This window comes from Sphingopyxis sp. GW247-27LB, from assembly GCF_002277025.1.
Lineage (GTDB): Bacteria > Pseudomonadota > Alphaproteobacteria > Sphingomonadales > Sphingomonadaceae > Sphingopyxis.
In genome coordinates, this window is sequence record NZ_NIWD01000008.1 from 699,794 (window position 1) to 715,470 (window position 15,677).

Annotated in this window: 14 protein-coding genes; 3 read left to right on the top strand and 11 right to left on the bottom strand. The window is 67.8% G+C overall.

Annotated features, from left to right (window positions below):
* The first annotated feature begins 43 nt into the window (after nucleotides 1-43).
* Entirely contained in the window at nucleotides 44-2,638 is a 2,595-nt protein-coding gene (gene pepN / locus CD928_RS10805) for an aminopeptidase N (RefSeq protein ID WP_095387060.1), read from the top strand.
* Between the two features lie 176 nt (nucleotides 2,639-2,814).
* On the opposite strand, the gene CD928_RS10810 is transcribed toward pepN, so the two are convergent.
* The 5 genes from CD928_RS10810 to CD928_RS10830 form a co-directional block, all read right to left on the bottom strand.
* A complete protein-coding gene (locus CD928_RS10810; protein WP_095387061.1) occupies nucleotides 2,815-3,135 on the bottom strand; it encodes a multidrug efflux SMR transporter in 321 nt (106 codons plus the stop codon).
* 249 nt (nucleotides 3,136-3,384) lie between these two features.
* A complete protein-coding gene (locus tag CD928_RS10815) occupies nucleotides 3,385-3,984 on the bottom strand; it encodes an ABC-type transport auxiliary lipoprotein family protein (protein ID WP_095387062.1) in 600 nt (199 codons plus the stop codon).
* Nucleotides 3,985-3,995: 11 nt separating this feature from the next.
* The gene (locus CD928_RS10820) at nucleotides 3,996-4,937 is read right to left on the bottom strand and encodes an MlaD family protein (RefSeq protein WP_095387063.1); all 942 of its coding nucleotides are present in this window, start codon (nucleotides 4,935-4,937) and stop codon (nucleotides 3,996-3,998) included.
* On the bottom strand, nucleotides 4,937-5,803 hold the full coding sequence (locus CD928_RS10825; RefSeq protein ID WP_095387064.1) for an ABC transporter ATP-binding protein: 867 nt from the start codon (nucleotides 5,801-5,803) through the stop codon (nucleotides 4,937-4,939). Before CD928_RS10825 ends, CD928_RS10820 begins: the two co-directional genes overlap by 1 nt.
* The gene (locus tag CD928_RS10830; RefSeq protein WP_095387065.1) at nucleotides 5,803-6,909 is read right to left on the bottom strand and encodes an ABC transporter permease; all 1,107 of its coding nucleotides are present in this window, start codon (nucleotides 6,907-6,909) and stop codon (nucleotides 5,803-5,805) included. The genes CD928_RS10825 and CD928_RS10830 overlap by 1 nt, the downstream gene beginning before the upstream one ends.
* Before the next feature lie 101 nt (nucleotides 6,910-7,010).
* On the opposite strand from CD928_RS10830, the gene CD928_RS10835 reads away from it, so the two are divergent.
* Nucleotides 7,011-7,721: an HAD family phosphatase gene (locus tag CD928_RS10835; protein WP_176473542.1), complete on the top strand. Its 711-nt coding sequence runs from the start codon at nucleotides 7,011-7,013 to the stop codon at nucleotides 7,719-7,721.
* Nucleotides 7,722-7,798: 77 nt separating this feature from the next.
* On the opposite strand, the gene CD928_RS10840 is transcribed toward CD928_RS10835, so the two are convergent.
* From CD928_RS10840 to lgt, 6 genes are all read right to left on the bottom strand, one after another.
* Complete coding sequence (locus CD928_RS10840) at nucleotides 7,799-9,121, bottom strand: cystathionine gamma-synthase family protein (protein ID WP_095387066.1); 1,323 nt, start codon at nucleotides 9,119-9,121, stop codon at nucleotides 7,799-7,801.
* Between the two features lie 71 nt (nucleotides 9,122-9,192).
* Nucleotides 9,193-10,467, bottom strand: coding sequence for an MFS transporter (locus tag CD928_RS10845; protein WP_095387395.1), 1,275 nt, complete (start codon nucleotides 10,465-10,467; stop codon nucleotides 9,193-9,195).
* Between the two features lie 68 nt (nucleotides 10,468-10,535).
* Nucleotides 10,536-11,306: a peptidoglycan editing factor PgeF gene (gene pgeF / locus CD928_RS10850; protein ID WP_095387067.1), complete on the bottom strand. Its 771-nt coding sequence runs from the start codon at nucleotides 11,304-11,306 to the stop codon at nucleotides 10,536-10,538.
* Nucleotides 11,303-11,821: a GNAT family N-acetyltransferase gene (locus CD928_RS10855; RefSeq protein ID WP_095387068.1), complete on the bottom strand. Its 519-nt coding sequence runs from the start codon at nucleotides 11,819-11,821 to the stop codon at nucleotides 11,303-11,305. The genes pgeF and CD928_RS10855 overlap by 4 nt, the downstream gene beginning before the upstream one ends.
* Entirely contained in the window at nucleotides 11,818-12,828 is a 1,011-nt protein-coding gene (locus tag CD928_RS10860; protein ID WP_255247114.1) for a class I SAM-dependent methyltransferase, read from the bottom strand. The genes CD928_RS10855 and CD928_RS10860 overlap by 4 nt, the downstream gene beginning before the upstream one ends.
* Before the next feature lie 52 nt (nucleotides 12,829-12,880).
* Nucleotides 12,881-13,699 carry a prolipoprotein diacylglyceryl transferase gene (lgt, locus tag CD928_RS10865; protein WP_255247147.1) on the bottom strand — a complete coding sequence of 273 codons (819 nt, stop codon included), beginning with the start codon at nucleotides 13,697-13,699 and terminating at the stop codon, nucleotides 12,881-12,883.
* 134 nt (nucleotides 13,700-13,833) lie between these two features.
* Here lgt and CD928_RS10870 point away from each other — a divergent pair, with 134 nt between their 5' ends.
* Nucleotides 13,834-15,540 carry a class I adenylate-forming enzyme family protein gene (locus tag CD928_RS10870; RefSeq protein WP_095387071.1) on the top strand — a complete coding sequence of 569 codons (1,707 nt, stop codon included), beginning with the start codon at nucleotides 13,834-13,836 and terminating at the stop codon, nucleotides 15,538-15,540.
* The last annotated feature ends 137 nt before the right edge of the window (nucleotides 15,541-15,677 follow it).

A 15,677-nucleotide genomic window follows, 5' to 3' on the forward strand; every position in this document is an offset into this window, starting at 1 on the left:
GACAAGCTCAGGGCGAACGGATAGTGAGGACCCGATATCCGGCATGACCGACGCTTCTTCCTCTCCCGCCATCCCCGCCACCATCCACCGCGGCGACTATCGCCCGCCCGAATGGCAGATTCCCGACATCGCGCTCGATTTCGCGCTGGGGATCGCGGAGACGCGCGTCACCGCGGCGCTTTCGGTCGTGCGCGGGGCCGCGGCGCCCGCGCCGCTGCTGCTGCGCGGCGACGGGCTGACCGCCGCCGAGGTGCGCGTCGAGGGGGCGGTGTGGAACGACTGGCGCATGGAGGGCGGCGACCTGATCGTCGACCTCGGCGACCGTGACGCGGCGACGGTCGAGATCGATACGGTCATCGACCCGGCGGCCAACACCCAGCTTTCGGGCCTCTACGCCTCGAACGACATGCTGTGCACCCAGTGCGAGGCCGAGGGATTCCGCCGCATCACCTTCCACCCCGACCGGCCCGACGTGCTCAGCCGCTATCGGGTGCGGATGGCGGGCGACAAGGCGGCCTTCCCGATCCTGCTCTCGAACGGCAACAGGGTCGAAACCGGCGAGGGCGCGGACGGCACGCACTGGGCGCTGTGGGAGGATCCGTGGCCCAAGCCCTCCTATCTCTTCGCGCTCGTCGCGGGCGACCTCGTCGTCAATCGAGACAGCTTCACGACGATGTCGGGGCGTCAGGTCGAGCTCGGCATCTGGGTGCGCGACGGCGACCTCGACCGCACCCATCATGCGATGGCGGCGCTCAAGCACAGCATGAAGTGGGACGAGGCGGTCTATGGCCGCGAATATGATCTCGACCTGTTCAACATCGTCGCGGTCAGCGACTTCAACATGGGGGCGATGGAGAACAAGGGGCTCAATATCTTCAACACCCGCTATATCCTCGCCGACCCCGACACCGCGACCGACGCCGATTACGACGGGGTCGAGGGCGTCGTCGCGCACGAATATTTCCACAACTGGTCGGGCAACCGCGTCACCTGCCGCGACTGGTTCCAGCTCAGCCTGAAAGAGGGCTTCACCGTCTATCGCGACCAGAGCTTCTCGGCCGCCATGGGCTCGCCGCCGGTCAAGCGGATCGAGGACGTCCGCCTGCTCCGCGCTGCGCAATTCCCCGAGGATGCGGGGCCGCTCGCGCACCCGATCCGGCCCGACAGCTATCAGGAGATTTCGAACTTCTACACCGCGACCGTCTACAACAAGGGCGCCGAGGTGATCCGGATGATGGCGACCTTGCTGGGGCCGGAGCGGTTTCGGGCGGGCACCGATCTCTATTTCGAGCGTCACGACGGCGAGGCCGCGACCTGCGAGGATTTCGTCCGCGCGATGGAGGAGGGCGGCGGCATCGACCTGTCGCAGTTCCGCCGCTGGTACGAGCAGGCGGGGACGCCGAAGCTGCATCTCGCGCTCGCGCAGGAGGGCGAGGAGTGGTTCCTCGACGTGACGCAGGCGGTGCCGCCGACACCGGGGCAGGGCGACAAGGCGCCGATGATGATGCCGCTGCGCCTCGCCGCCTTCGCGATGGACGGCAGCGGCGCGGCGCTGCCCGACACGCTGGCGACGCTGACCGGCGCGGTGCAGCGCATCCCGCTCGGCCGCTTCGCGGCGCGGCCGGCGCTGTCGGTCAACCGCGGCTTTTCGGCGCCGGTCATCGTCGATTTCGAGCGTGCGCCGGGCGAACTCGCGTGGCTCGCGGCGCACGACGACGATCCCTTCGCGCGCTACGAGGCGCTCCAGCAACTGATGCTCGACTCATTGGTCGCGGCGGTGTCGGGCGAGGCGGGCGACCGCGAGGCGGTGATCGCCGCGGTCGGGCAGACGCTCGCGGGCGCGGCCGACGACCCGGCCTTCGTCGCCGAGGCGGTGCTGCTTCCCAGCGAAGCCTTTATCGGCGACCAGATGGTGACTGTCGACCCCGACGCGATCCGCCGCGAGCGGCTGGCGCTGCAGGCGGCGATCGGCGCGGCGCTCGAGCGCGAATGGCGGGCAATTCTGGCGCAGGCCGCGCCGCCCGCGACCGACCTCACCCCCGCTGCCAAGGGACGCCGCCGTCTGCGCGGCGTCGCGCTCGCCTATCTCGCGGCGAGCGGGCAAGGCGATGTGCCCGGCTTTGCCTTCGCGATCTTCTCGAACGCCGACGGGATGACCGAGCGGCAGGCGGCGCTCGCGACGCTGGCGCACGGCGACAGCGACGAGCGCGCGCACGCGCTCGACATCTTCTATCAGCGCTATCGCGACAATCCGCTGGTGCTCGACAAATGGTTCCAGGTCCAGGCCTGGTCGCAACGCGCCGATACGGTGGCGGCGGTCGCCGAGCTGGCGCGGCACCCCGATTTCACCCTCGCCAACCCCAACCGCGTGCGCGCGCTCTATGGTGCCTTCGCGGGCAATCAGGCGGCGTTTCATCAGGCCGACGGCGCGGGATATCGCCTGCTCGCGGACCTCGTCATCGCGCTCGACCCGAAGAATCCCCAGACCGCGGCGCGCATGATCCCGCCGCTCGGCCGTTGGAAGCGCTTCGACGACACGCGCGCCGCGATGATGAGAGCCGAGCTCGAGCGGATATTGGCGCAACCCGGCCTGTCGCGCGACGTGACCGAGCAGGCGAGCAAGAGTTTGATGGGATAGGGCGCCGTAAAAAGCCCTCTCCCCTTCAGGGGAGAGGGTTGGGAGAGGGGGGCACGCACGCTGGCCCCTCTCAACTCCGGCCAGCGAGCGAGCTCGCAAGCCTCCGTATCTCTCCCCTGAAGGGGAGAGAGCCATTATCCAGACTCCGCCACCGCTCGAAATCGCGGCCGCGCCGATCAACTCGCCGCGAACAATTTCGTCCCCACGACCCCGACGACGATCAGCGCCATGAAGCCGATCTGCACCGCGCTCACTTTCTCGCCGAAGAAGACGATCCCGCCGATGATCACGCCGACCGCGCCGAGCCCGGTCCAGATCGCATAGGCGGTGCCCGCCGAAATCTCGCGCATCGCGAAAGCGAGCAGCGCCATGTTGACGAAGCTCAGCGTCACCGGCACCGCGGAGGCCTGCCACGTCCCGAGCGTCGCCGCCCATTTGAGGCTGAGCGCCCAGCTGATTTCGGTGAAAACGGCGATGGCGAGGATGATCCATCCCACGAGCGAGTCCTTTCGGTCGGCGGGCTCGTCGGGAAGGTGCAGGGCCGGAAACCCGGAAAGAGGCGCTGCACGGCGATCGGTGTCGCGCGGGAGCCCCTAGAGGCGGCGGGGTGAAATGGCAAGCCAGCGCAAGATCAGGAATGATGCCGTTTGGCCGTGAAAGGTTCCACTCCCTTCTCGTCACCCCGGATCAAGTCCGGGGTGACGAAGCCGGAAAATACAAATCACGCCGTCCTTCAAACGGCGTCATCAGCCCGCCAGCCACCCCGCAACCTCGCCCGCGACCTTGTTCGCCGCGGCGGTCAGCGCTTCGCCGACCGGCTTCGCCTCGACCTTGCCGGCGATCGGCTCGCGCGCCTCGAAGCGGCGCTGGGTGACGCTCTTGCCGCCGCTGTTCACCAGCATCGCCTGATAGACGACGACCGCTTCGTTCGTCGCTTCATCGACGCCGAATTCCATGAGCTGCCCCGCGAGCTGTTCGCCCGGCGCGGTCAGATATTGCCCCTCGTCGAGCACGACGCGGCTGGAGCGCGCGGCGACGGTCTCGGACAGCAGGCGCTGGAACAGGCGCTGCGGCGCCTCGACCCATTGCGCGTCCTTCACATAGGCGATGCTGGCGTCGTCCTGCTGCACCGGGATGCGCTGGGTGCGCAGCTTCTGCGGCGCGGTGGGGATCAGGATGGTCAGCGCCTGCGCCTCGTTCGCGGTGCGCGCTTCGCCGGCCGCGGGCGCGGCGTCGGCGGTGAGGGTCAGCAGGAAGGGCGGCGGCTTGGCGCCGAAGCTGACGCAGGCGGACAGCGTCGCCGCGCCGAGGGCGGCGAGCATCGGGATGCGGAGGCTGCGGAGCATGGTCGGATACCTCATGGCTTGTAGTCGGGAAGCTTGCTGCCGCCGATCACCGCGCCGGCGCCCTGCTGGTCGAGCTTGTCGGTCAGGCTCGACAGCGAGGAGGAGGTGCGGCGAAGGTCGCGGATCAGTGCATTGGCTTCGGGGATCGTCGTTTCGCTGAAGGTCTTGAGGCCCGGGCGCGCGTCGGCGATCGCGCTTTCGAGCGTCTTCATCGATTCGTTGGCGGAGGCGAGCGTGTTGCGCAGATTCTGCATCGCCGGGTCGACGTTGCGGTCGATCGTGCCCTGCGCCGAGGCGGCGAGATTGCCGATCTGCTCGGCGGCGTTGCCCGTCTGCTGGATCGCGATCCGCGTGTCGGCGAGCGCCTTTTCGATGGCCGGCCCGTTACGCGCGAGGATCGCGGTCGATTGCTCGACATTCTTGAGGATCGCGGCGAAGCTCGCCTGATTCTTGTCGTCGGCGAGTTCGGCGAGGCGCTCGGTCAGCGTCGACAGGCGCTGGAGCAATTGCGGCGCGGTGTTGAGGATCTCGCCGAGCCCGCCGACGCGGTTCGGGATCACCGGCTTGCCCGCGGGCCCCTTGTCGGTGATCGGCGGCGCGCCCTTGACCGCGCCGTCGAGCGCGATCTGCGAGACGCCGGTGAAGCCGACGCCCTCGAGCGCGGCGGTGGTGCCCTGCAGGATCGGGACGCTTTCGTCGACCTCGATGCGGACGCGCACGAATTGCGGGTCGTCGCGCCACAGCTCGATCTGGCGCACCTGGCCGACCGGAACGCCCGAGAATTGCACCTGCGACCCCTTGTTCAGCCCGTCGACCGACTGCTTGAAGAAGATGTCGTACTCGCGCTTGGCGCCGCCGCTGTCGTTCGCCATCCAGACGACGAAGATCGCGATCGCAAGGGTGAAGAAGAGCACGAAGGCGCCCACCAGCACATTGTTCGAGCGAGTTTCCATCAGCTTGTCCTGTCGTGCGCGGCCCGGCCATGCGACGTCGTCGCGGCGCGGCCGCGCGGCCCGTTGAAATAATCCTGTATCCACGGATGCTCGGTGGCAAGCAGTTCCGCTATGGTGCCGACCGCGATCACCTTCTTCTCGGCGAGCACCGCGACGCGGTCGCAGGTCGCGTAGAGCGAGTCGAGGTCGTGGGTGATCAGGAAAACGGTGAGCCCCATCGTGTCGGCGAGTTCGCGAATCAGTTCGTCGAACTTGGCGGCGCCGATCGGGTCGAGCCCGGCGGTCGGTTCGTCGAGGAACAGGAGCGCGGGGTCGAGCGCGAGCGCGCGGGCGAGCCCGGCGCGCTTGACCATGCCGCCCGACAGTTCGGCGGGAAATTTGGGACCGGCGTCGGGCGGCAGGCCGACCATCGCGACCTTGTAGGCCGCGATCTCGTCGAGCAAAGCCTGGTCGAGACGCGGATAATATTCGCGCAAGGGCACCTGGATATTCTCGGCGACGCTCAGCGTCGAAAAGAGCGCGCCGCCCTGGAACATCACCCCCCAGCGGCGGCGAAGGTCGCGCGACTCCTCTTCATTGGCGATGGTGTCGAGCGACTTGCCATAGACCTCGATCTCGCCCGCGGTCGGCGTCTGCAGGCCGACGATCGAGCGCATCAGCACCGATTTTCCGGTGCCCGACCCGCCGACCACGCCCAATATCTCGCCCGAGCGCACGTCGAGGTCGAGATGGTCGTGGATCACCGCGTCGCCGAACTGGTTGACGAGGCCGCGCACGCGGATCGCGATGTCGAACTTCTCCGGCCGCACCGCGTCGGCGGCCGCGAGTTCCTGACGGATTTCCTTCTGTTCCTCTTCGTCCGCCATCAGTTCCATCCGATCGACGAGAAGAAGACCGCGAAGAAGGCGTCGAGGACGATGACGAGGAAGATGGCGGCGACGACTGCGGAGGTGGTGCGGCGCCCGACCTCTTCGGCGTTCTGGCGCACCTGCATCCCCGAATAGCAGCCGGTGACGCCGACGAGGATGCCGAATACCGGCGCCTTGATCAGCATCGCCCAGAAATCGGTCATCGGGATGATCTCGCGCAGCCGCTGGATATAGGTGATCGGCGGGATATCAAGCCCGATCCACGAGAAGACTCCGCCGCCAACAATCGCGCAGAGGCTGGCGTAGAAGCCGAGCAGCGGCATGATGATCGTCGAGGCGGCGACGCGCGGCAGCACGATCGCCTCCATCGGCGACACGCCGATCGTGCGCATCGCGTCGACCTCCTCGGTCAGCTTCATCGTGCCGATCTGCGCCGCGAAGGCCGATCCCGACCGGCCCGCGACCATGATCGCGGTCATCAAGAGGCCAAGCTCGCGGATCGAGGCGCGGCCGACAAGGTTGATCGTGAACACCTCGAGCCCGAACTGGCGGAGCTGCACCGCGCCCTGCTGCGCGATGACGATACCGATCAGGAAGCTCATCAGCCCGATGATCGGCAGCGCATCGACGCCGACGGTCTGGAAGCGCGTCACGATCGCGTGCCAGCGAATGCGGCGGCGCGCGCGCAATTGGGTGATGAAGGCGACGATCATCGCGCCGAAGAAGCCGACGATGCCGATGAACTCGTTCCACACGCCGACGCTCGCGGTGCCGAGCTCTTCGAGCATGCGCGCCCACATCGGGCGGCGGTCGCGGTGGACGCGATAGTCGCTCTTGTCGTCGGCGAGCGCCTTCAGCAGGCGCTGCGCGTCCTCGCTCGCGCCGGTGACTTCGGCGTCATGCGCGCGCGCGGTGCGGGTGATGATCCAGGCGCCGACGGTGTCGATCCGCTCGACGTCCGACAGGTCGAGCGTCCGGATCGGGCCGAGCGCGTCGAGCCGCGCCGGCAGGTCGCCCAGGCGCGCGAGGGTCAGGCGCCCGGTGAAGCGCACACCGACACCATCGGCTCCTTCGTCCGTTTCGAAATCCGCGCTGGCCGCCATTGCGCGGGCGACCTTGGATGATTTGCCCAATAACGGCAAGCAAATCCGTGACATCCCCGCTGGACTTGGCCGGCCGGCGCGGGGGCGCTATGGCGCCGCATATGGAAGCACCCGCCCTCCGTCCCGTCGCGCACCGCGTCGCCATGTACGACATGGACCGGACGATCACGCGCGCGGGCACCTACAGCGGCTTCCTGATGCACGTCGCGCGGCGGCGGCAGCCGTGGCGGCTGCTGCTCCTGCCCCTCGTGGGCCTTGCGGGACTCGCCTATTCGCTGCGGTTGATCGACCGAGCGCGGCTCAAGGCGATCAATCTTCGCCTGCTGGTCGGCCGGCGCTTCAGCCGCACCGAGATCGCTCCGCTCGCCGAAAGCTATGCCGACAAGGTCGTGGCGCGCGGGCTGCATCCGGCGGCGCTCGACCAGATCGCGGCCGACCGGGCAGCGGGATACCGGCTCCTGCTCGCGACCGCTTCCTTCCACCTCTATGTCGACGCGATCGCGCGGCGGCTGGGCATGGACGACGTCCTCGCGACGCGGCTCGACGAGCCCGACGGCGGCGACCATATCCACGCGCGGCTCAGCGGCGACAATTGCTATGGCGACGCGAAGTTCGCGCGCATTACCGGCTGGCTCGCCGACAATGCGATCACCCGCGAGGACGCGCATATCCGCGCCTATTCGGACCATGTCTCCGACCACCCGATGCTCCGCTTCGCCGACGAGGCGGTCGCGACGACGCCGTCGCGGAAGCTGCGACGGCTCGCGCCGCGGATGGGGTGGCAGGTGGTCGATTGGCGGGGGCGGAGATAGGCGTCAGGCGGCGACTACGGCCCTCTCCCCTTCAGGGGAGAGAGCCAAATCCGGCGCAATCCATCGACCGGCAAACGTCACACCGCCGCCAGCGCCTGATCGAAATCGGCAATCAGGTCATCCGCATCCTCGATGCCGATCGACACGCGCACCAGATTGTCGGTGATGCCCAGCGCCGCCTTGCGTTCGTCGGGGACCGACAGATGGGTCATGGCCGCGGGGTGGCTCGCGAGCGTCTCTGTGCCGCCGAGGCTGACCGCGAGCTTCGCGATGCGGAGCGCGTCGAGGAAGCGGAAGCTCTCGGTCTCGCCGCCCTTGATGAACAGCGAGAAGGTCGAGCCGGCGCCGGTGCAGTGGCGCTCGAAAATATCCTTCTGCGGCCCGTCCTGGAGGAAGCCGAGATAGCCGAGCCCCTCGACCTTCGGATGCTGCTTCAGGAAGGCGCAGACCTTTTCGGCGTTCTCGCCGGCGCGGCTCATCCGGAGTTCGACGGTTTCGAGGCTGCGCAGCAGCATCCAGGCGGTGTGCGGGTCGCAGATCGTCCCGATGGTGTTGCGCATCATGCGGATGGGGCCGAGCCACTGTTTCGCGCCGAGTACGCCGCCCGCGACGAGATCGCTGTGGCCGCCGGCATATTTGGTCAGGCTGTAAAGGACGATGTCGGCGCCATGCGCGAGCGGCTTCGACCAGAGCGGGCCGAGGAAAGTGTTGTCGATCGCGATCGGCGGCCGCGCGTCGGCGGCGAAGGCGTCGTCGACCGCGGCGCGCATCGCCTGAACGTCGACGAGCGCGTTGGTCGGGTTCGCGGGGCTTTCGAGATAGACCATCGCGACCTTGCCCCCTTGCTTCGTCGCCATCTCCTGCGCCCGCGCGAGGATCGCGTCCATCTCCTCGCGCGAGGCTTCGGCGGGGAAGTCGACGTAGCTGGCACCGAAGCGCGACAGGATGCGCGCGATCAGCGTCTCGGTCGCGGCATAGAGCGGCCCCGAATGGACGATCACGTCGTTCATGTTGACATGCGCGAGCAGCAGGGTCGCGATCGCCGACATGCCCGAGGAGAAGACGAGCGCGTCCTCGGCCTTTTCCCAGACGCCGAGCCGCGCCTCGAGAATCTCCTGGTTCGGGCCGTTGAAACGCGAATAGACGAGGCCCTCGGCGCCGCCGGGGCGTTTGCCGGTGATGCCCTCGAAATGGCGCTTGCCCGCCGCGGCGCTTTCGAAGGCGAAGGTCGAGGTGAGGAAGATCGGCGGCTTCAGCGAGCCTTCGGACAGCATCGGGTCATAGCCATAGCCCATCATCAGCGTCGAGGGCGACAGCGCGTGGCCGCCGAGTTCGGTGACGTCGGCCTTGGGCTTGCGGCGCGTCGTGCCGGTGAGGTCGTTATTGTCGATGGCGGGCATGGTCGGACTCCGATGGATTTGGTTTCACCTGCAACTAGCGCGCTTTTGATCGCCGGTCACCCTGCGATAACTCAGTCCTCGACGATAAGGCTCCGCTCGCGGGTTTCGGGCAGCAGCAAGGTCGCGACGCCCGCCAGCCCGATGACCAGCGCGACATAGAAATAGAACATCCATTCGACGCCCTGGCCCTTCAGCCAGAGCGCGACCATCTCGACCGTGCCGCCGAAGATCGCGTTGCCGATCGCATAGGGCAGCGCGACGCCGAGGCCGCGGATATGCGCGGGGAACAACTCGGCCTTCACCAGCGCATTGTTCGCGGTGTAGCCGCTTTGCAGCGTCAGGGGCACGAGGATCAGCAGCGTCGCCGCGATGGGCGAGCTCACCCGTTCGAGCGCGAAGAAGGTCGGCGCCGCGACGATCGCGCCACCGATGCCGAACAGCAGCAGCATCGGCCTCCGTCCGAAGCGGTCGGCGAGCGCGCCGAAGACGGGCTGCATCGCCGCGAACCACAGCAGCGCCGCGGCGATGATCCAGGTCGCGGTTTCCTTGTCGAAACCGACGCTGTTGAACAGGAATTTCTGCATATAGGTGATGTAGGTATAGGCGCCGATCCCGCCGCCCGCCGACAGGAGGCCGACGAGGATGCTTTCGCGCCGATGCTCGCGCCACAGCCGCTTCGCGGTCGACGCCGGCCGGTCGGCCGCCTGATTCTCGAACGAGGGGGTTTCGGCGAGATTGCGGCGCAGCACATAGACGCCGAGCGCGAGCAGCGCGCCGATCACGAAGGGGATGCGCCAGCCCCAGGCGGTCAGCTCGGCCTCGGTCAGGAAGGCCTGCAGGATGATCGCCACGAAGATCGCGCAGAGCTGGCCGCCGATCAGCGTCAGATACTGAAAACTGGCCCAGAAGCCCCGATGCGCGCGCGGCGCCATTTCGGAGAGATAGGTCGCGCTGGCGCCATATTCGCCGCCGAGCGACAGGCCCTGCAGGACGCGCGCGGCGATCAGCACCGCGGGGCCGGCGAGGCCGGCCTGCGCATAGGTGGGCGCGACCGCGATCAGCAGCGAGCCGCCGAACATCAGCGCCACCGACAGCGTCAGCCCCGCCTTGCGCCCGCGCGCGTCGGCGAAGCGGCCCATCATCCACGCGCCGATCGGCCGCATGACGAAACCGACGGCGAAGATCGTGGCGGTGCTCAGAAGCTGCGCGGTCGGATCAGCCTTGGGGAAGAAGACCGGCGCGAAATAGATGGCGAAGGCGGCATAGGCGAACCAGTCGTACCATTCGACGAGATTGCCCGCCGATCCGCCGATGATCGAGACCAGCCGTTTGCGCGGTATCGCCATGGCTTTCATTCGCTGATCCTCCCTTCCCATCTTTTCGTCATGCAGGATCAAGTCCGGGGTGACGGATATCAGGTCGGCTGTTTCACGCCGATCACGGACAATTGCCGGCCATAACCGTTCTCGCCGCGCAGGCAGGCGCGGCGGTAGCTGAAATAATCGGCCTCTTCGGCGCAGGTATCCTGCCCGCCGATCGCGACCGTGCCGACCCCCGCCGCCGCGAGGCGCGCGGCGACATAGGCGGCGATGTCGAACATCGCATGGCCGGGACGGCCGGCGGCGAAGAAATGCTCGTTGGCGGGATCGTCGGCAAGGAAGCGGCCGACGAAGGCCTCGTCGACCTCGTAGGAGGCGCGGCCGATGCACGGGCCGATCGCGGCGGCGATCGCTTCGCGGCGCGCGCCGAGGCTCTCCATCGCGTCGAGGGTCGCTTCGCCGACCCCGGCGATGGCGCCCTTCCACCCCGCGTGCGCCGCGCCGACCACCCCGGCTTCGCGGTCGGCGAAGAGGATCGGCACGCAGTCGGCGGTGAGGATGCCGAGCAGGATGCCGGGGGTGCGGGTCGCCAGCGCATCGGCCTCGGGACGTGCGGCGAGGTCGGTTGCGGCGTCGACGGTGACGCAGCGACGCCCGTGCACCTGATAGACGCCCGCGAGCGCCGCGCCGGGCAGCACGGCGCCGGCGACGCGGTGGCGGTTCTCGGCGATCCGCGCCGGGTCGTCGCCCGAGCCGAGGCCGCAGTTCAGAGAGGCGAGTTCGCCCGTCGACACGCCGCCGCGCCGCCCGAAAAAGCCGTGCGGGACGTCGGCGAGCGGCGCGGCGGTGGTGAAGGGCGCGCTCACAGGTCGAGCCTCCAGATACGGTCCTCGTCGACATGATTGCCGACGCGAAAGGCGTTGCGGCCGACGTCGACGAAACCATAGCGGCGATAGAAGGCCTGCGCGCGGTCGTTTTCGGTAAAGACCGAGAGATAAAGGATCGACGCGCGCTCGCGCGCCCAGGCGATGCCCCATTCGATCAGTGCCGCGGCGACCCCGCTGCCCTTGGCGGCCTCGCCGACATAAAGCTGGTGGAGTTCGGTCGCGCCGGCGGCGGGCTGGCCTTCGGGCAGGTCGAAGTCGATCGGGCCGAGTTTGATGAAACCGAGGATCGCGCCGTCGCCGCCGCGTACCAGCGCGATCGTCCAGTCGGGATCGGCGATCTGCGCGCGGATGCGATCGGGCGGGTTCCATCCCGCCAGAAAGGCCGCGAGATCGGCGGGGTCGTAGATGTGGCCGAAGGTGTGCCGGAACGAGCCCTCGGCAAAGGCGGAGAGCGCCTCGGCGTCCGAGACGTCCGCCGGAATGATCGCGGTCATGCGGCACCTCCCAGATCCGGAAACCCTTCGGGCAAGGGCCAGCCCGACGCGTGGATCGCCATCGCCCGGAACAGCTCGCCCATCGCCTGCGGCTGGACCAGCCGGTCGCGCTGGCCGGCGAGTTCCTCGGCCCGGCCCGGCGATGCCCCGGTGAGCGCCTCCATCCGCGCGTCGATGCCGAGCCGCCGCAGCCATTCGCCCTGGCCGACCGGCCCGGCGACCAGCGCCCCCGCTCCGCGCGCCGCGAAGGCGAGCGCCGCGAAATCGACGTGCGCGGTCAGATCGACCTCGCCCGGCCGCGCGAACGGGTCGGCGAAGCGGTGATCCTTGACCGCCTGCAGCGTGTCGCCCGCGGCGGGGCCGCTATAGCCATAGTCGATGGTCAGCATCGCGCCGCCGCGGTGCGCGAGGCGGAAGGCGCAGCTCTGCATGATCGCGGCGGCGGCGGGCGCCGTCTCGACGATCGTGCCTTCGCCATGGTGGCGCAGCGCCGGGGGTACCGCCTCGTCGGCGGGAACGCTGCCCGCCCTCGGCACCAGTGCGCCATGGTCGCGCACGACGACGCGTTCGCGCCAGCCGTCGGCGGTGCAGACATATTGGTGGATCGGCAGCGCGTCGAAAAATTCGTTGGCGACGATGATCGCGGCGACATCGTCGGGCAGGCTGGTGATGTCGTCATGATGCACCGCGGCGGGCAGCCGCGCCGTCTGCGCCACGCGTAATGCCGGGCTGGTCTCGACCAGATGGACGCCCTGCGGCGCACAGCCGAAGCGCGCCATCGCGCGCAGCGCATCGGCGGCGAGCGTGCCGCGGCCGGGGCCGAGCTCGACATAGCGGAAGGCGGGCTTGCCGGCGCGCAGCCAGAGGTCGGCGATCCAGATGCCGACCATCTCGCCGAACATCTGGCTGATTTCGGGCGCGGTGGTGAAGTCGCCCGCAGCGCCGAGCGGATCGCGCGTCGCATAATAATGCGCGTTGGCGGCGGCCATATAGTCGGCAACCGTCATGGCGCGCGCGCTGGCGATCTGAAGCATGAGATGAGCGGGCGTCGGTGGGCCGTCAGGCAATGCTGTCGGTCCCCGCAATCGGTTCGATGCGCTGGCGGCGCCCCTTGGCGGTGGCGACGAGCCACACGCCCGCGGCGAGCATCGGCACGGTCAGCGTCTGGCCCATCGTCAGCCCCCACGACAGCGTGCCGAGCTGAATGTCGGGCTCGCGCACGAATTCGAGGCCGAAGCGGCTGAGGCCATAGAGGATCGCCGCCATGCCGAACAGGAAACCGGGCTTGTAGCGCGCGTCGGTGCGCCAGAAGAGGAAGGCGAGGACCAGGAACATCACAATGCCCTCCAGCCCCGCCTCGTAGAGCTGGCTCGGGTGGCGCGGGTCCATCGTGCCGCTGTCGGGGAAGATGATCGCCCAGGGCACAGTGGTCGGTCGGCCCCACAGTTCGCCGTTCACGAAATTGGCGAGGCGGCCGAAGAAGAGGCCGAAGGGAACGACGCAGGCGATATAGTCGCAGAAGCGCAGAAAGCTGAGCTTTTCCTTGCGCGTCACATACCAGATGGCGATCAGCACCCCCGCGACGCCGCCGTGGAGCGACATGCCGCCGTCCCACAGCTTGAAGATCTCGATCGGGTGCCGCAGATAATTGCCGAGGTTGTAGAAGAGGACATAGCCGATGCGCCCGCCGACGATGATGCCGAGCATGGCGTAGAAGATCATGTCGTCGGCGTGGCGGCGCGCCATCGGGGCGCCCGGTTGCGCGATCAGCTTGAGCAGATACCAATAGCCGACGAAGATACCGGCGAGATAGGCGAGCGCGTACCAGCGAATGGGCAGGCCAAAGACGCTGAAGGCGATTTCGCTGTTATCGCCCATCAAATCGTGAAAGTTCACATATTGCGTTGCTTCCGCTAGGAGCGCAGAAAATGTCATAAAAGTCTCGGCCCTTCCCCAGGAGAGGCCTTCCCCATAAGGGGTAAGTGCTGCGAGACCAAGAGGAGAGATATCCGATGCCATCCGCGCTCGATTTGCGCCTGGAAGCCGCCTATAATCTGATCACCGGTCTTGGGGGACCGATCCAGGTCGGGACCATCGAACGCCATGGCCGCGAACTGCCCTTCATCACCAACGCGCCGTCGAACATCGTCGATTATGTCGCCTATTTTTGTGCGCAGCACGGCGATGCGACCTTCCTCGTCGAAGGCAATGAGCGCCTGAGTTTTGCCGAGGTCTATGCCGCGGCGCGCAAGGTCGCGGCGGGGCTGGTCGAGGGCCATGGGGTGAAGCGCGGCGACCGCGTCGGCATCGCGATGCGCAACGCCAACGCCTGGTGCGTCGCCTATCTGGGCGCGCTGATGGCGGGGGGCTGCGCGACCCTGCTCAACGGCTGGTGGCAGGGCGCCGAACTGGCCGCGGGGATCGAGGACAGCGAAACGAAGCTCGTCATCGCCGACCCGCAACGCGCCGAGCGGCTCGCCTGCGCCGAACATGGCGCGAAGGTGATCGCGCTCGACATCACGCGCCCGATCGACGAGGCGATCGCGCCGATCACCGCGGCGGGCGGCAGCGCGGCGACCGAACTGCCGCAGCTCGGCCCCGACGATCTCGCCACCATCCTCTTCACCTCGGGCTCGACCGGCCAGTCGAAGGGCGCTTATTCGCGCCATCAGGCGGTGGTGCAGGGGATTTTCAACTATATCGCGCAGACCGCGAGCATCGTCCATCTGCTGACCGAGGACGGGCAGATGTCGGACATCCAGCCCGCGACGCTGATCTGCACCCCGCTCTTCCACGTCACCGCCGAGATTCCGGTGTTCCTGCAGAGCTTCGCGCTGGGGCGCAAACTCGTGCTCATGCCCAAATGGAACGCCGAGGAAGCGATGCGGCTGATCCAGGACGAGCAGGTCAATTATTTCGTCGGCGTGCCGCTGATGAGCTACGAGATTCTCGTCCACCCCAACCGGTCGAAATACGACCTGTCGACGTGCAAAAGCTATGCGGGCGGCGGCGCGCCGCGCCCGCCCGAGCATGTGAAGCGCCTCGCCACCGAAATGGGTGAGGGCAAGCCGCTGCTCGGCTATGGCCTGACCGAGACCAACGCCGTCGGCTGCGGCAACCTCAACGAGAATTATCTCGAAAAACCGCTGTCGACGGGCCCGGCATCGAAGCCGCTCGTCGATCTCGCGATCCTCGACGACAACGGCAATGCGCTGCCGCAGGGCCAGGTCGGCGAGGCGTGCATCCGTTCGATCGCCAATTTCGAAGGCTATTGGAACAATCCCGAAGCGACGAAGGCGGCCTTTTTCGACAATGGCTATTTCCGCACCGGCGACCTCGGCTATCTCGACGAGGACGGCTATCTGTTCATCGTCGACCGAAAGAAGGACATCATCATCCGCGGCGGCGAGAATATCAGCTGCCAGGAGGTCGAGGCGGCGATCTACGAGCATCCCGATGCCCAGGAATGCGCGGTTTTCGGCCTGCCTGACGAGCGGCTGGGCGAGGTCGTCGGCGCGGTCGTGTGGATGGCGCCGGGCAGCAAGGCCGACGCCGCGATGCTCGCCGAATATCTGGCCGAGCGGCTCGCGCCCTACAAGGTGCCGAGCAAGATCTGGCTGAGCGCCGGCGCACTGCCCAAGCTCGGCACCGAAAAGATCGACAAGGTGACGCTGCGCAAGCAGTATCGCGAGGAATATGCCGCGGAGCTCGCGGCGTAACCGGACGGCGCCGGGCACCGAACCCCTTTCGCCCCTCCCCTTCAGGGGAGGGGTTGGGGTGGGGTCTATCGGCCTTGCGCAAGGCCGATAGACCCCACCCCACTCCGACTAGGCAGCAAGCTGCCAAGTCTGCGTTG

Excerpts from the sequence above, each read along its gene's own strand:
- pepN (WP_095387060.1), top strand. The coding sequence starts at position 44 with ATGACCGACGCTTCTTCCTCTCCCGCCATCCCCGCCACCATCCACCGC.
- CD928_RS10815 (WP_095387062.1), bottom strand. The coding sequence starts at position 3,984 with ATGCTCCGCAGCCTCCGCATCCCGATGCTCGCCGCCCTCGGCGCGGCG.
- CD928_RS10820 (WP_095387063.1), bottom strand. The coding sequence starts at position 4,937 with ATGGAAACTCGCTCGAACAATGTGCTGGTGGGCGCCTTCGTGCTCTTC.
- CD928_RS10825 (WP_095387064.1), bottom strand. The coding sequence starts at position 5,803 with ATGGCGGACGAAGAGGAACAGAAGGAAATCCGTCAGGAACTCGCGGCC.
- CD928_RS10830 (WP_095387065.1), bottom strand. The coding sequence starts at position 6,909 with ATGGCGGCCAGCGCGGATTTCGAAACGGACGAAGGAGCCGATGGTGTC.
- CD928_RS10835 (WP_176473542.1), top strand. The coding sequence starts at position 7,011 with ATGGAAGCACCCGCCCTCCGTCCCGTCGCGCACCGCGTCGCCATGTAC.
- CD928_RS10840 (WP_095387066.1), bottom strand. The coding sequence starts at position 9,121 with ATGCCCGCCATCGACAATAACGACCTCACCGGCACGACGCGCCGCAAG.
- CD928_RS10845 (WP_095387395.1), bottom strand. The coding sequence starts at position 10,467 with ATGGCGATACCGCGCAAACGGCTGGTCTCGATCATCGGCGGATCGGCG.
- CD928_RS10855 (WP_095387068.1), bottom strand. The coding sequence starts at position 11,821 with ATGACCGCGATCATTCCGGCGGACGTCTCGGACGCCGAGGCGCTCTCC.
- CD928_RS10860 (WP_255247114.1), bottom strand. The coding sequence starts at position 12,828 with ATGACGGTTGCCGACTATATGGCCGCCGCCAACGCGCATTATTATGCG.
- lgt (WP_255247147.1), bottom strand. The coding sequence starts at position 13,699 with ATGGGCGATAACAGCGAAATCGCCTTCAGCGTCTTTGGCCTGCCCATT.
- CD928_RS10870 (WP_095387071.1), top strand. The coding sequence starts at position 13,834 with ATGCCATCCGCGCTCGATTTGCGCCTGGAAGCCGCCTATAATCTGATC.